Annotated in this window: 12 protein-coding genes; 5 read left to right on the top strand and 7 right to left on the bottom strand. The window is 59.7% G+C overall.

Translation table 11 applies throughout. The annotated features are described in order from the left end of the window. Window positions 1-137: 137 nt before the first annotated feature. On the bottom strand, window positions 138-995 hold the full coding sequence (gene copD, locus ACM6IR_RS12910; protein WP_414908052.1) for a copper homeostasis membrane protein CopD: 858 nt from the start codon (window positions 993-995) through the stop codon (window positions 138-140). 3 nt (window positions 996-998) lie between these two features. Beyond that, window positions 999-1,364 carry a copper homeostasis periplasmic binding protein CopC gene (copC, locus tag ACM6IR_RS12915; RefSeq protein ID WP_414908053.1) on the bottom strand — a complete coding sequence of 122 codons (366 nt, stop codon included), beginning with the start codon at window positions 1,362-1,364 and terminating at the stop codon, window positions 999-1,001. A gap of 138 nt (window positions 1,365-1,502) precedes the next feature. On the opposite strand from copC, the gene ACM6IR_RS12920 reads away from it, so the two are divergent. Next, complete coding sequence (locus tag ACM6IR_RS12920) at window positions 1,503-2,123, top strand: TetR/AcrR family transcriptional regulator (protein ID WP_414908054.1); 621 nt, start codon at window positions 1,503-1,505, stop codon at window positions 2,121-2,123. Window positions 2,124-2,230: 107 nt separating this feature from the next. On the opposite strand, the gene preA is transcribed toward ACM6IR_RS12920, so the two are convergent. The 3 genes from preA to hydA all read right to left on the bottom strand — a co-directional run bounded on the left by preA (window position 2,231) and on the right by hydA (window position 6,468). Then, on the bottom strand, window positions 2,231-3,505 hold the full coding sequence (gene preA / locus ACM6IR_RS12925; protein WP_414908055.1) for an NAD-dependent dihydropyrimidine dehydrogenase subunit PreA: 1,275 nt from the start codon (window positions 3,503-3,505) through the stop codon (window positions 2,231-2,233). Beyond that, window positions 3,506-4,873 (bottom strand): NAD(P)-dependent oxidoreductase, encoded by a 1,368-nt coding sequence (locus ACM6IR_RS12930; RefSeq protein ID WP_414908359.1) that lies wholly within the window; start codon window positions 4,871-4,873, stop codon window positions 3,506-3,508. 155 nt (window positions 4,874-5,028) lie between these two features. Beyond that, entirely contained in the window at window positions 5,029-6,468 is a 1,440-nt protein-coding gene (gene hydA / locus ACM6IR_RS12935) for a dihydropyrimidinase (protein WP_414908056.1), read from the bottom strand. Between the two features lie 550 nt (window positions 6,469-7,018). On the opposite strand from hydA, the gene ACM6IR_RS12940 reads away from it, so the two are divergent. From ACM6IR_RS12940 to ACM6IR_RS12955, 4 genes are all read left to right on the top strand, one after another. Beyond that, window positions 7,019-8,503 carry an NCS1 family nucleobase:cation symporter-1 gene (locus ACM6IR_RS12940; RefSeq protein WP_414908057.1) on the top strand — a complete coding sequence of 495 codons (1,485 nt, stop codon included), beginning with the start codon at window positions 7,019-7,021 and terminating at the stop codon, window positions 8,501-8,503. A gap of 142 nt (window positions 8,504-8,645) precedes the next feature. Continuing rightward, window positions 8,646-9,929, top strand: coding sequence for a Zn-dependent hydrolase (locus tag ACM6IR_RS12945; RefSeq protein WP_414908058.1), 1,284 nt, complete (start codon window positions 8,646-8,648; stop codon window positions 9,927-9,929). A gap of 122 nt (window positions 9,930-10,051) precedes the next feature. Continuing rightward, window positions 10,052-11,548, top strand: a complete 1,497-nt coding sequence (locus tag ACM6IR_RS12950; protein ID WP_414908059.1) for a PAS domain S-box protein — start codon at window positions 10,052-10,054, stop codon at window positions 11,546-11,548. Between the two features lie 132 nt (window positions 11,549-11,680). Continuing rightward, window positions 11,681-11,932: a DUF1652 domain-containing protein gene (locus ACM6IR_RS12955; protein WP_414908360.1), complete on the top strand. Its 252-nt coding sequence runs from the start codon at window positions 11,681-11,683 to the stop codon at window positions 11,930-11,932. Between the two features lie 456 nt (window positions 11,933-12,388). On the opposite strand, the gene ACM6IR_RS12960 is transcribed toward ACM6IR_RS12955, so the two are convergent. Both ACM6IR_RS12960 and ACM6IR_RS12965 read right to left on the bottom strand, forming a co-directional pair. After that, on the bottom strand, window positions 12,389-13,156 hold the full coding sequence (locus tag ACM6IR_RS12960) for an SDR family oxidoreductase (RefSeq protein WP_414908060.1): 768 nt from the start codon (window positions 13,154-13,156) through the stop codon (window positions 12,389-12,391). Window positions 13,157-13,200: 44 nt separating this feature from the next. Then, complete coding sequence (locus tag ACM6IR_RS12965; RefSeq protein ID WP_414908061.1) at window positions 13,201-14,268, bottom strand: phosphotransferase family protein; 1,068 nt, start codon at window positions 14,266-14,268, stop codon at window positions 13,201-13,203. Window positions 14,269-14,408: the final 140 nt, after the last annotated feature.

Consider the following 14,408-nt stretch of genomic DNA (forward strand, 5'->3'; position numbering starts at 1 on the left):
ATACGTCGTCGTACAACATGGGGTGCGATTATTTGCGAGGCTTTCAGGGATTGTCAATCAGAAGTTGTACGATGACCCGGCAGGTCTTGATTCAACTTGTAGGAGCGAGCTTGCTCGCTCCTACACGGGATTTACGTTCAGCCTGCGATCATGGGCGGCAGGGTGCCCAGCAACGAAACCGCTGCCACCGCGCCCATCCCCAGTAACCACTCCAGCGCCACGCTGGCGCGCAAGGTCGTGAGGCGTAGTTCGCTGTCGTTGATCCGCAGGCGATTGAACAGCGCCAGGCCCAGCATCACGGCGACCAGTGACACCTTGATCAGCAGAATCAGCGCGAACCCGGTCAGCAACGGCGTCGGCCAAAAAGCCCCGGTGAGCACCCGCACGTTGATCAGGCCAGTCACGAGCAACCCTGCGACCAAGCCGAACCCGACACCGCTGAATCGCCGCAGGATGTCGCCGACGGCATGGCCGGCAGGTTGACGCAGGATCATCACCAACAGCATCAGCCCGCCAAGCCAGGCGCCGACGCAGATCAAGTGGACGATTTGATTGAAGATCAGCAATTGGCCGCTGAGACCATCGAGCATCGCCCCGTGGCCGACCGGGGCAAGGGTCGCCAACAAGAGGCTGGTGAGACCGATGCGCAGCGGGAAGTTCGAACGCAATGGCGTCAGCACCAGCACCACCAGTAACGCATTGATCAGCAGGTGCCAGCGCCAGACCTGACCGAAAAACGTTTTACCCAGCACCAGGCCCAGGGTCGATGGCTCGAATGCCGCACTCCAGCTGCCGGCCATGCTGACGGTGATCAGCAGCAACCAACAGACGCCGCTGACCAACGCCACCGAGGCGAGCCATCGACTGACGCGGGCCAGAGGTTGGTCCAGCACCGCCTCACGACCCAGCAGCAGAGGCCTGAACAGGCAGGCCCCGAACAGCATCAACACCACGGTGAAATGCAGGAAGCGGCACAGCACCATCGCACTCGCCATGAATTATTGGCCAACCTTGAAGCGGTAGGCGCCTTCACTTTGGTGGGTGTCGACCGACACGGCGTGCCATTCGACTTTGTAGGCACCTGCTGCCAAAGGGGCCGCGGGCGTGACGATCAGGGTTTTCTTGTCGCTGCCTTCGGTGGCCAGGCTTTTCACCGGGACATCGGCACCGTCCTTGCTGATCGTGACCTTGCTGAAGGTTGATTCAACGCCTTCGGAAAACACCAGGCGCAGTTCCGACGGCGAGCTCACGGTGCTGTCGGCAGCCGGCGTCTGCTTTTTCAGATGGGCATGGGCCAACACCGACGATGCGGCGAGAAGCGAACCCAGCAGGGCGGCGGTGGTCAGGGTTCTCTTGAGCTGCATCGTGGAATATCTCTGAGGCGGGGTCGAAGGGGGGCAGTTTACCTGCGAGAGACGGTGTGTACGAAGTTTCGTTTTCCCCTGTCGCCGCGAGGTAGAGCGGATGCTAGTCTTGACCCAGGCTGTTGTCAGGGAGCCCTCATGGGCAATCACAAGATCGAGATTCGTCGCAGTAACGTTGAGAAAATTCTGCTGGGAGCCGAGAAGGTCTTCGCCGAAAAAGGCTTCGGCAGCACCGCCATGGCGGACATCGCCGCCGAAGTGCAACTGCCACGCTCCAATCTGCATTACTACTTCAGCACCAAGAGTGAGTTGTACAGCGCCGTGCTGTTCGATCTGCTGGAGGTGTGGAAGCAGGATGCGCTGTGCTTCGAGATGTTCGACGACCCGCGCGTGGTGCTCAGCAGCTACATCCGCGCCAAGATGAACCATTCCCGCAGCCGGCCTTATGGCTCCAAAGTCTGGGCCAACGAGATCATTCACGGTGCGCCGACCCTGGGTGAGAAACTCGACGTCAGCCTGTACGACTGGGCCAAGATGAAAGAAGCGAAAATCCGCCAGTGGGTGGACGACAAACGCATCCTGCCGGTAGAGCCTTCAACCCTGCTGTACATGATCTGGGCGTCAACCCAGCATTACGCCGACTTCGATCACCAGGTGAATATCCTCAACGATCATCAGCCGTTGTCGGACATGCAGTTTGAGCGGGCGATTCAGACAGTGACCAGTGTGATTTTGCGGGGGATCGGGTTGGAGCCATAAATCAAGAGATCGCAGCCTCGTTTCACTCGACAGCTCCTACAGGGGAACGCATTTTTCTGTAGGAGCTGTCGAGTGAAACGAGGCTGCGATCTCTTGATCTTCAACGATCAAACAGTAACGTGGTAAGGATTCCTCGGATCATGGTTCCAATCCAGAAACGGCTTGCCGTTCTCGATCGGCACCATCTCGATGCAATCCTGCACCGGGCAGGTGATCTGGCACAAATTGCACCCTACGCACTCATCGTCGATCACTTCGTATTTATGCGTCCCGTCCGCCTGCTTCAGGCTGGCAATCGCCTGGTGCGCGGTGTCTTCGCAGGCGATATGGCAGCGTCCGCAACCGATACAGGCTTCTTGATCAATCTTCGCAATCACCTGGTAGTTGATGTCCAGGTACTTCCAGTCAGTGGTATTTCCCACCGCGCGCCCGGCAAAATCCGACACGCTGGCGTAGCCTTGGCTGTCCATCCAGCGTGACAAACCGTCCTTCATTTCTTCGACGATCCGGAATCCGTGCAGCATCGCGGCCGTGCACACTTGCACCGAGCCGCTGCCCAGCGCAATGAACTCCGCCGCGTCGCGCCAGCTGCCGATGCCGCCAATGCCGGAAATCGGCAGGCCTTGGGTCTGCGGGTCGCGGGCTATTTCGGCGACCATGTTCAGTGCAATCGGCTTGACGGCCGAGCCGCAATATCCGCCATGGGTGCTCTGGCTGCCGACGGCGGGATTGGCGACCATGCGCTCCAGGTTGACGCTGGTGATCGAGTTGATGGTGTTGATCAGCGACACCGCGTCAGCGCCGCCACGATGGGCCGCGCGGGCGGCGACGCGGATGTCGGTAATGTTCGGCGTGAGCTTGACGATCACCGGCAGCGAGCAATACGTCTTGCACCAGCGCGTGACCTGCTCGACGTACTCCGGAACCTGGCCGACCGCTGCGCCCATGCCGCGTTCCGGCATGCCATGAGGGCAGCCGAAGTTCAGCTCGATACCGTCGGCGCCAGTGGCTTCCACCAGCGGCAGGATGTATTTCCACGACTCTTCAACGCAGGGCACCATCAGCGACACGATCAGCGCACGGTCCGGCCAGTCCTTCTTGACCTGGGTGATTTCCCGCAGGTTGATCTCCAGTGAGCGGTCGGTGATCAGCTCGATGTTGTTAAAGCCCATCACCTCGCGGTTGGCGCCGAAGTGCGCCGAGTAGCGCGACGAGACGTTGACCGCCGCCGGGTCTTCACCCAGGGTTTTCCAGACCACGCCGCCCCAGCCAGCCTCGAAGGCGCGGACCACGTTGTAGGCTTTGTCGGTGGGCGGCGCGGAGGCCAGCCAGAACGGATTGGGGGCTTTGATGCCGGCGAAGACAATCGAGAGATCGGCCATTTACGCAGCCTCCACGTTGAGCATGAGTTGAGCGTTGATGGCTTCGGCGGCCCGCTTGCCGTGCTGCACGGCTTGCACGGTGAGGTCCTGATCGAGGCTGGTGCAGTCGCCGCCGGCATACACGCCGGGAATGCTGGTGCGCAGGTGCTCATCTACCAGGATTCGATCACCCTGACGCTTGAGCTCCCGGGCCAGTGGATCGGCCAGGGCACTGCCATCAAAGGCCTGGCCGATGGCTTTGAAGATGGCGTCGGCGACCAGTTCGAAGGTCTCCCCGGTGGTTTGCAAGCGGCCTTCGAACAGTCTGGTGCGGGCGAAGCGCATGCCGCGCACATTGCCCTGATCGTCGAGCAACACCTCTTCGGGTTGTGCCCACGTCAGCAAGCGCACTTGATTGGCTTTGGCGATGTCCTGTTCGTGCCTGGTGGCACCCATGTCTTCGACGCCGCGACGGTACACCAGATTGACGTCATGAGCGCCGAGGCGAGCCATCTGCACGGCCATGTCGATGGCGGTGTTGCCGGCGCCGAGGACGATGCAATGGTCGGCGAGTGGGAGCTGGGTCAGGTCGTCGGACTGGCGCAGTTCGCGGATGTAGTCGGTGGCGGCGAGCAGGCCGGGTGCGTCTTCATGGGCCAGGCCCAGTTGTTTACTGGCATTGAGGCCGAGGCCGAGGAATACGGCATCGAATTGCTGATGCAGGTCGCTGAGGGTCAATTGCTCGCCGAGTTTCTGGCCGTGGCGGATCTCGATGCCACCGATCTCCAGCAGAAACTCCAGTTCCTTCTGCGCGTAATCATCCACCAGTTTGTACTTGGCAATCCCGTACTCATTGAGGCCGCCAGCCTTTTCCCGCGCCTCGAAAATCACCACGTCGTGACCGTGCATGGCACTGCGATGGGCACAAGACAAACCGGCCGGTCCTGCGCCGACCACGGCGATGCGCTTGCCGGTCGCGGCGGCGCGCTGGAACGGGTGTTCGCTGAACTGAGCGTTGTCCACTGCGTAACGTTGCAACAGGCCGATCAGCACCGGGGCGCATTCATGGTCGTTGTTGCGCACACAGGCTTGCTGGCAGAGGATTTCCGTCGGGCAGACCCGGGCACAACTGCCGCCGAGAATGTTCGCCGAGAGGATTTTCTGCGCGGCGCCCTGAACGTTGTCCTGATGGATATTGCGGATGAACGAGGGAATGTCGATCTCGCTCGGACAGGCATTCACACACGGCGCGTCGTAGCAGTACAGGCAGCGCGAAGCTTCCAGATGCGCCTGCCGCTCGTTGAGGGGCGGCGCCAGATCGGTGAAATGGCCGGCGAGGGCGGCCGCACTCTCTTGGGAATGCGGGAGGTGGTTCAGGGTCTTGATCACGGTGTTGGCCTCACGGTTATTGAGGTACTGCCTCTGATGGGCATGGTTTTTTGTTGTCCGGGCCGGCGCCTTCGCGGGCAAGCCTCGCTCCTACATTTTGAAATGCACTCCCTTGTAGGAGCGAGGCTTGCCCGCGAAGGCCGAAGGCCTCGATTTCAGCGTTTCACAGCAGTTGGCTTATTCAACTCAGCGCGCTTACTCAACAAATCAAACACCGCCGGATACGCCGGCCGCTCGACATACCGCCCGGCACCACGCTCGGCGCGCAGATCGCCATCGGCCCATACCACTCGGCCCTGGCTGATGGTATGGCTAGGCACGCCGCGCACGGTCTTGCCTTCGAAGATGTTGAAGTCGACCTGCTGATGGTGAGTTGTCGCTGAAATTGTCCGCGTCCCGTGCGGATCCCACAGCACCAGGTCCGCATCGGCCCCGACACGAATCGCACCTTTGCGTGGGTAGAGGTTGAAGATCTTCGCGGTATTGGTGGAAGTGAGCGCGACGAAGTGCTGCATCGACAAGCGACCGGTGTTCACCCCTTCGTCCCAAAGCACGGCCATGCGGTCTTCGATGCCGGCGGTGCCATTGGGGATTTTGCTGAAGTCGTCACGGCCCGCCGCTTTTTGCTCGGCGCAGAAGCAGCAATGGTCCGTGGCGGTGGTGTGCAGGTTGCCCGATTGCAGGCCGTGCCAAAGTGCTTCTTGATGGCCACGAGGACGGAAGGGCGGGCTCATCACGTAACCGGCGGCGGTCTGCCAGTCCGGGTGTTGGTAGACACTGTCGTCGAGCAGCAGATGCCCGGCCAGCACTTCGCCGTAGACTTGTTGGCCCTTGCTGCGGGCATAGGTGATTTCGTCGAGGGCTTCCTTGGTCGAGACGTGCACCAGGTACAGCGGGGTGCCCAAGGTCTCGGCAATGCGGATCGCCCGGCTCGCGGCTTCGCCTTCCACCTGCGACGGCCGCGACAATGGATGCGCTTCAGGACCGGTCATGCCCTGGGCCATCAACTTGCGTTGCAGGTGATAAACCAGTTCGCCGTTTTCCGCGTGCACCGTCGGCACCGCGCCAAGCTCCAGGCAACGCTCGAAACTCGCTACCAGGGTGTCGTCGGCCGCCATGATCGCGTTCTTGTAGGCCATGAAATGCTTGAAGCTGTTGACCCCGTGATGGTTGACCAGCTCCGCCATTTCCTCGCGGACCTGCTCGCTCCACCACGTGATGGCGACGTGGAAACCATAATCTGCGGCTGACTTCTCGGCCCAGCCGCGCCATTGGTGAAACGCCTCCATCAGCGATTGCTGCGGATTGGGAATCACAAAGTCGATGATCGACGTGGTGCCGCCGGCCAGTCCCGCTGCTGTGCCACTAAAAAAGTCTTCGCTCGCCACCGTGCCCATGAAGGGCAGTTGCATATGCGTGTGCGGGTCGATGCCGCCGGGCATCAGGTATTGGCCGCTGCCGTCGAGCACCTCGGCACCGGCCGCAACATCGAGGTTGTCACCGATGGCTTTGATCACGCCGTCAGCGCAATAGACGTCGGCACGGTAACTTTCATCATGGGTAATAACGGTGGCGCCACGGATCAACAGAGACATTCCGAGTTCCTCGCAGGCAATGACCGACTGGTGCCGGTTCTAAATGTTTTATATGAAGCCGGCGCAAACAGGTGTATTCCTGTCAGCGCTGTCAGGAATAGACGCTAGTCGGAGATTCAGGAATCAGCAAGAATATTTTTTATAAGCTTATAACGTTAATAACTATCTGATAAATAACGATTAAATATGCAAGTAACCAAAATGGTTCACACGCTCACCATTTTGACGCACTTGACAGGTTCAAAAAATAGACGAGATTTCCTATGTGAAATCAGCCGGTTGAGAAAGGTCTATGGTTGATGCGCTACATTCAAGAAAAGTTTGATGCACCCGATTGAGTCCTGACTTTTCGGACGACGTGCCTGGCATTCCGTCTGAGTGAACAGGCAAGTGACCGCGGACTGATTGGTTTATCAATAAAACTGATAAACATCAGTTGGTTGCAAAGTTTTATGGAACTGCCCGATGCGCAAACGGGGTGCGCGGCACAGTTATTGATGCCGTTAGCCCCTGATGAGCAAAAAATAATTCAAAGAACAGTGGAGCGGCCATGCAACAGATCAGATCGCAGGTGACCGAGCGCGACGGCTTGTTTGAGCTGGAAGCCGGCAGCGACGTCCTCGACAGTCCCCGTTACAACCACGACATGGCACCGACCAAGGTGCATGAACGAACCTGGAACAAATGGCACATCACTGCGCTGTGGATCGGCATGTCGATCTGCGTGCCGACCTACACCCTCGGTGGGGTGCTCACGGCCTATTTCGGTCTGAGCGTGGGCGAAGCGCTGCTGGCCATCCTGTTCGCCAACCTCATTGTGTTGATCCCGCTGACGTTGAACGCTTTTGCCGGCACCAAGTACGGCATTCCGTTCCCGGTGTTATTGCGCTCCTCCTTCGGCATTCTCGGTTCCAACGTGCCCTGTTTGATTCGGGCGCTGGTCGCGTGCGGCTGGTTCGGCATTCAGACGATGTTCGGTGGCCTGGCCATTCACTTGTTTTTGGGTTCGATGTTCGAAGGCTGGAAATCCCTCGGTGGCACCGGTGAAGTGATCGGCTTCATGATCTTCTGGGTGCTGAATTTGTGGGTGGTGCTACGCGGCGCCGAGTCGATCAAATGGCTGGAAACCCTCTCGGCGCCGCTGCTGGTACTGGTGGGCGTGGGCCTGTTGGTATGGGCCATGCCGAACGTATCGATGACCGAACTGTTTGCGATTCCGGCCAAGCGACCGGAAGGGGCCAGCGTCGTCAGCTACTTTGCCGCCGGCCTGACCGCCATGGTCGGGTTCTGGGCCACCTTGTCCCTGAATATCCCCGACTTCAGCCGCTACGCCAAAAGCCAGAAAGACCAGATCCTCGGGCAGATTATTGGCTTGCCGCTGACCATGTTCCTGTTCGCTTCCCTGGGCGTCGTCATGACCGCCGCCTCGGTGAAACTGGTGGGTGTCACCGTCTCTGATCCGGTTAGCCTGATCGGTCATATCCAGAGCCCGATTTGGGTGGCATTGGCCATGGCGCTGATCATCATTGCCACGCTGTCCACCAACACCGCGGCGAACATTGTGTCCCCTACCAACGATTTCCAGAACATCGCGCCCAGGGTGATCAACCGCACGAAAGCGGTGTTGCTGACGGGGTTGGTGGGCTTGTTGCTGATGGGCCATGAACTGCTGAAAAAGCTCGGGCTGATTGTCTCGGACGTGAGCCTGGAAACGGTTTACTCCAACTGGTTGCTGGGTTACTCCAGCCTGCTCGGACCCATCGCCGGGATCATGGTGGTGGACTATTTCCTGATCAAGAAGCAGCAGCTGGACCTGGCCGGGTTGTATCGAGATGACGTCTATCCGGCGTGGAACTGGTTCGGGTTCATCGCCTTCGGCGTGCCGGTGGTGTTGACGCTGTTGTCACTGGGAAGTGATGCGTTCAGCTGGTTTTACAGCTATGGCTGGTTCACCGGCTCGGCGTTGGGCGGGCTGATTTATTACGGGTTGTGCTCGATGCGGCCTAGCCCGTCTGTAGCGAAATCTGCGGTGTAGCGGATGGCCTCTTCGCGAGCAGGCTCGCTCCCACATTTGAAATGCATTCCCCCTGTGGGAGCGAGCCTGCTCGCGAAGGCGGCCTCAAAAACACCAAAGCAATTCTTGAACAAACCTACAAAAACTGCCTGAGGAGATCACCATGAACGCTGCTGTAGACGTTCTGCAGTCCACCCATCAGCACATCAACCGCGACCGCCTGTGGCAGTCGCTCATGGAACTGGCCAGGCTCGGCGCCACGGTCAAGGGCGGCGTCTGTCGCCTGGCCCTGACCGACCTTGACCGCCAGGCCCGTGACATCTTCGTCAAGTGGTGCGAGGAGGCAGGTTGCACCGTCAGCATCGACGCCGTCGGCAACATCTTCGCCCGCCGCGCCGGTCGCAACCCCAACTTGCCCCCGGTGATGACCGGCAGCCACATCGACACCCAGCCCACCGGCGGCAAGTTCGACGGCTGTTTTGGCGTGCTGGCCGGCGTCGAAGTACTGCGCACCCTCAATGACCTCGGCGTAGAAACCGAAGCGCCGCTGGAAGTGGTGGTCTGGACCAACGAAGAAGGCTCGCGCTTCGCCCCGTGCATGATGGGTTCCGGCGTGTTCGCAGAAAAATTCACCCTGGAAGAAACCCTGGCCAAGGTCGATGCCGAAGGCGTCACCGTCGGCGAAGCGCTGAACGCCATTGGCTATGCGGGTCCACGTAAGGTCAGCGGTCACGCCGTCGGCGCGTATTTCGAGGCTCACATCGAGCAAGGCCCGATCCTTGAAGACGAACACAAAACCATCGGCGTGGTGATGGGCGCCCTCGGCCAGAAATGGTTCGACCTGAAACTGCGCGGTGTCGAAGCCCACGCCGGCCCAACCCCGATGCACCTGCGCAAGGACGCACTGGTCGGGGCGGCGGTGATCGTCGGCGCCGTCAATCGCGCCGCCCTCAGCCATCAACCGCACGCCTGCGGCACCGTGGGCTGCCTGCAAGCCTACCCCGGCTCACGCAATGTCATCCCCGGCGAAGTGCGCATGACCCTCGATTTCCGGCACCTGGAGCCGGCGCGTCTGGACTCGATGATCGCCGAAGTCCGTGAGGTCATCGAAACCACCTGTGAAGAACACGGACTGACCTTCGAACTCACACCCACTGCCGACTTCCCTGCGCTGTACTTCGACAAGGGCTGCATCGAAGCGGTACGCGGTGCCGCACAAGGTCTGGGGCTGTCGCACATGGACATCGTCAGCGGAGCAGGGCACGACGCGATCTTCCTCGCCGAACTCGGCCCGGCCGGGATGATCTTCGTGCCGTGCGAAGGCGGCATCAGCCACAACGAAATCGAAAACGCCGCGCCGGATGATCTGGCGGCCGGGTGTGCGGTGTTGTTGCGGGCGATGCTGGCGGCGTCGGCAGCGATTGCCGGTGGTCAACGGGCGGCCTGAAGCTCAGAAAACCGAGAGCCTGCGGCAGCTCCTACAGAACGGGTTAGCACTATCCCAACCGACTGCGGTCGACATCTTCACAGGCCGGCGCGTGAATGCGCCGGCGCACGTGTGGAGATCCAATGAGCCAGGACGTCCTGATCACCGAAACCAATCGCCGGCAGTTGCAGCAGATCATCGCCGGCTTGTCCGATGGCGTGATTTTGCTGGAGCTCGACCAGAGGATCCTTTGGGCCAATGACGCCGCGCTGGCCATGCACGGTGTCGGGCAGATCAGCGAGTTGGGCGCGAATGCCAAGGCGTACGCCAAACGCTTCGCCTTGCGCTATCGCAACAATCATCCGGTTCCGGTCGATAACTACCCGATCAACCGTGTCGCCCGTGGCGAAACGTTCAGCGATGTGGTGGTGCATGTGCGGTCAGGGCAGGACCCGGATCGCACCTGGGTTCACAGTGTGCGCAGCATGGTGTTGGCCAACAGTGCGGGCGACCCGGAGTCGCTGGTGCTGATCATGGACGATGTCACCGAGTGGGCCAGCGCCGAGCAGCGCTTTGAAAAAACCTTCAGCGCCAACCCGGCCCCCGCGGTGATCTGCCGACTCAGTGATTTGCGCTACATCAAGGTCAATTCCGGTTTTCTGGAAATGACTGGCTATGCGCGTGATCAAGTGATCGGCTGTTCGACGTATGAGTTGGACGTGCTCGAAGGCGCCGAAAGCAAAGACCTGGCCAAGCAGCGTTTGCGCGAGGGGGCAACCATTCCGCAAATGCAGGCCGAGCTGCAATTGCCCGAGGGCGGGAGCAAGCAGGTGATCGTCGCCGGTCAGCCCCTGGAACTCAATGACGAAGCGTGCATGCTGTTTTCCTTCGTCGACATGGAGCCTCGACGCAAGGCCGAGGCCGCCCTGCGCCAGAGTGAGGAGCGGTTCGCCAAAGCCTTTCGCCTGACGCCGGTGCCGATCCTGGTGTGCAGTGCCGCTGATCAGGTGGTGATGGACGTCAATGAAGCATTCCTCGACACCCTCGCATTTCCCAGTGATGAAGTGCTCGGCAAGACCATCGCCGAGATCGATTTTATTCACGACAAGGGCGCACGGACACGGCTGTTCACGGCGCTGGAGAAAACCGGTGGGCTGGATCGCGTCGATGTTCGCGTGCGTAAAAAAGACAACGAACTGATTGATTGCGCGGTGTCGGCCGACACCGTGAACATTCAGGACAGCCCTTGTTACCTGCTGGTACTGATAGACATCACCGACCGTAAGCGCACAGAGCTGGAGTTGGTGGCGGCGATCGAAGAGGTGATGAAAGACGCTTCTTGGTTCAGCCGCACGCTGATCGAAAAACTCGCCAACGTGAAGAACGTTAACTCACCCAGGTTGCCCAGCGTCACGCTCACCGAACTGACCGCCCGGGAGCGCGATGTGCTGGGACTCATCTGCGAAGGCCTGGCCGACAAGGAGATCGCTGCACGGTTGAAACTGGCGCCCAATACGGTGCGCAATCATGTGTCGACGGTGTATTCCAAACTCGATGTTCACAGTCGCAGCGAGGCGATTGTCTGGGCGCGAGAACGCGGTTTGTTCTCCGGCGAGTGGCGGCCCAAGTCACCGCGATAAGGTGCAAATGCACTAATTGGTGAGGTGCAATTTCGTGTGTTGGCGCAGTGCGTCTGTGCTTATCCTGTGAAGGTGCGATACGGGTGTTCAGGCCGGGTTCGCATCCTTCGAACAGCGACAGGAATGAGCAAAATGATTCATCTGGCGCAATTGCGTATGCATCTGGAGCGCAGCTTTTCGCCATTGGCCTGTGATTGCACTGTCACGGGTGATCATTCATTGACGGTGAAGCTCTATCACCCGATCTCAGGCCAGGTCGACCTGGTGGTCAGCGGGCTGAACCTGGCAACGCTAAGGACGGCAGACGCAGTGAACGCACTGATTGAAGAACTGCGTTATGAGCTGGAGAGCAATTGCCTGCATCGCCCCGGCGCGATTTCGTAGCAATTGCCAGGCTTTGCTGGCGTTGACGACGGCCTGAACGATAAGGAAAACACGGTAACTGTTCTGTGAACGGACTTTCCGGGGATGTTTTGTTGTCACACAAGGGTGTCGATCACTTATAGCGGGTCAACCTATGAACAGTTCTGGGAAATGCGTTTTATCGCCTGTGGCGCTCGCGTTCTGCGCAGCGATCCTCGGTGGGTGTGCCAGTCCACCACCGCCACCCCCTGCCGCACCGCCGCCCGATCCCGTGCGTACCTGCCAAACCAATGAAAACACCGATGTGCAAGGCGACGCGAGAGTCGACGCGCAGGTGACACGGGTCACGACCACGACTCGCTGCGTCACCCAGTAGGAGCGAGCTCGCTCGCGAAAGTCGTGAATGCAACGCGGTTATTCAGGAAGAACGCGTTATCGTTCACGACCATCGCGAGCAAGGTATGTGTCTGAATTGGATCAGGACAGGAAGCCACCGTCCACGTTCAGCGAAACCCCTGTCGTGTAGCTCGACGCATCGCTGGCGAGATACAGGACGGCACCGGCCATTTCACTTGGGTCCGCCACGCGCTTGAGCGGAATCTGCTGCAACGCGGTGTTCAAAATAGCCTCGTTTTTCACCAGTGCCGACGCGAATTTGGTGTCGGTCAGGCCTGGCAGCAGGGCGTTGCAGCGGATGCCGAACTGCGCGCATTCCTTGGCGAAGACTTTGGTCATGTTGATCACCGCCGCCTTGGTCACTGAGTAGATGCCCTGGAAGATCCCTGGCGAGACGCCATTGATCGAGGCGACGTTGATGATGCTGCCGCCGCCGTTGTCGCGCATCAGCTTGCCGGCTTCCACCGACATGAAGAAGTAGCCGCGGATGTTCACATCGACGGTTTTCTGAAAGGCGCTGAGGTCGGTGTCCAGCACGTTGCAGAATTGCGGGTTGGTCGCGGCGTTGTTGACCAGAATGTCCAGGCGTCCGAACTGTTCGCGGATACCGGCGAAGACCTGGCTGATCTGTTCCATCTCACCGATATGGCATGCAACAGCGGTGGCCTTGCCGCCGGCGGCGATGATGGCGTCGGCCACGTGCTGGCAACCCTCGAGCTTGCGGCTCGAGACGATGACGTGAGCGCCTTGTTGGGCCAACAGTTTGGCGATGGCTTCGCCGATGCCGCGGCTGGCGCCGGAAACGAAAGCGATTTTGCCGTCAAGGTCGAACAACTGAGTCTTGGACATGGGATTCTCTTATAAAAAGTCTTGTTAATTAGTCAGGGGCGCAATCAAAGGCTGGATTTCTGGATGACCTGCAGGCTCATCTGCTCCAGCAGTTTGTTCATGTGAATGAACTGCGCGAAGCGTTTGTCCTGGGTCTGACCATGGAAGAAGCGGTAGTAGATCTGCTGCACGATGCCGGCCAGACGAAACAGGCCATAGGTGTAGTAGAAGTCGAAGTTGTCGATCTGGATGCCTGAGCGTTCGGCGTAGTAATCGACGAACTCGCGGCGGGTCAGCATGCCCGGGGCGTGGCTCGGCTGGCGGCGCATCAGTTGCACGGGGGCCGGGTCGCCGGCTTCGATCCAGTAGGCGAGGGTGTTGCCCAGGTCCATCAGCGGGTCGCCGAGCGTAGTCAGTTCCCAGTCGAGCACGCCGATGATTTGCATCGGGTTGTTCGGGTCGAGGATCACGTTGTCAAAGCGATAGTCGTTGTGAACGATGCTGGGGGTCGGGTGATCGGCCGGCATCTTGTCGTTGAGCCAGGCCTTGACCGCTTCCCACTGCGGCGCGTCGGGAGTCAGCGCTTTTTCGTAGCGCTCGCTCCAGCCTTTGATCTGCCGGGCCACGTACCCTTCGGGTTTACCGAGGTCGCCCAGGCCGTAAGCCTTGTAGTCGACCTGGTGCAGCTCAACGAACTTGTCAATGAAGCTCTTGCACAGGGCTTCGGTTTTGGCCGAGTCCAGGCCCAGTTCCGGCGGCAGTTCGGAGCGCAGGATGATCCCGTTGACCCGTTCCATCACATAGAACTCGGCACCGATCACCGATTCGTCCGTGCAATGCACGTAGGCTTTGGGGCAGTACGCAAAGCCGTCCTTGAGTTGGTTGAGGATGCGAAATTCGCGGCCCATGTCATGGGCGGACTTGGCTTTGTGACCGAACGGCGGCCGACGCAGGACAAACTCCTGCTCGGGATATTCCAGCAAGTAGGTGAGGTTCGATGCGCCGCCGGGAAACTGGCTGATCCGTGGCAAACCGCTCAGGCCCGGAATATGGGCCTTGAGGTACGGATCGATCAGGCTGGCATCGAGCTCTTCGCCGGTGCGGATACGGGTGGACTGGTCAGTAAGCGCCATACTTATCCCTTCTGCTTATTCTGGAGGCCTGAGACTATTGGCTAATCTAATGCGCACACCCAACACCCACAACCACGAGCAGCCCTTATAGGTGAGCGTGTTGCCTGCCAATCATTGCTTTTGATACACCTGTTTGAAAG

Source organism: Pseudomonas sp. IT-P253 (assembly GCF_949768125.1).
Taxonomy (GTDB): domain Bacteria; phylum Pseudomonadota; class Gammaproteobacteria; order Pseudomonadales; family Pseudomonadaceae; genus Aquipseudomonas.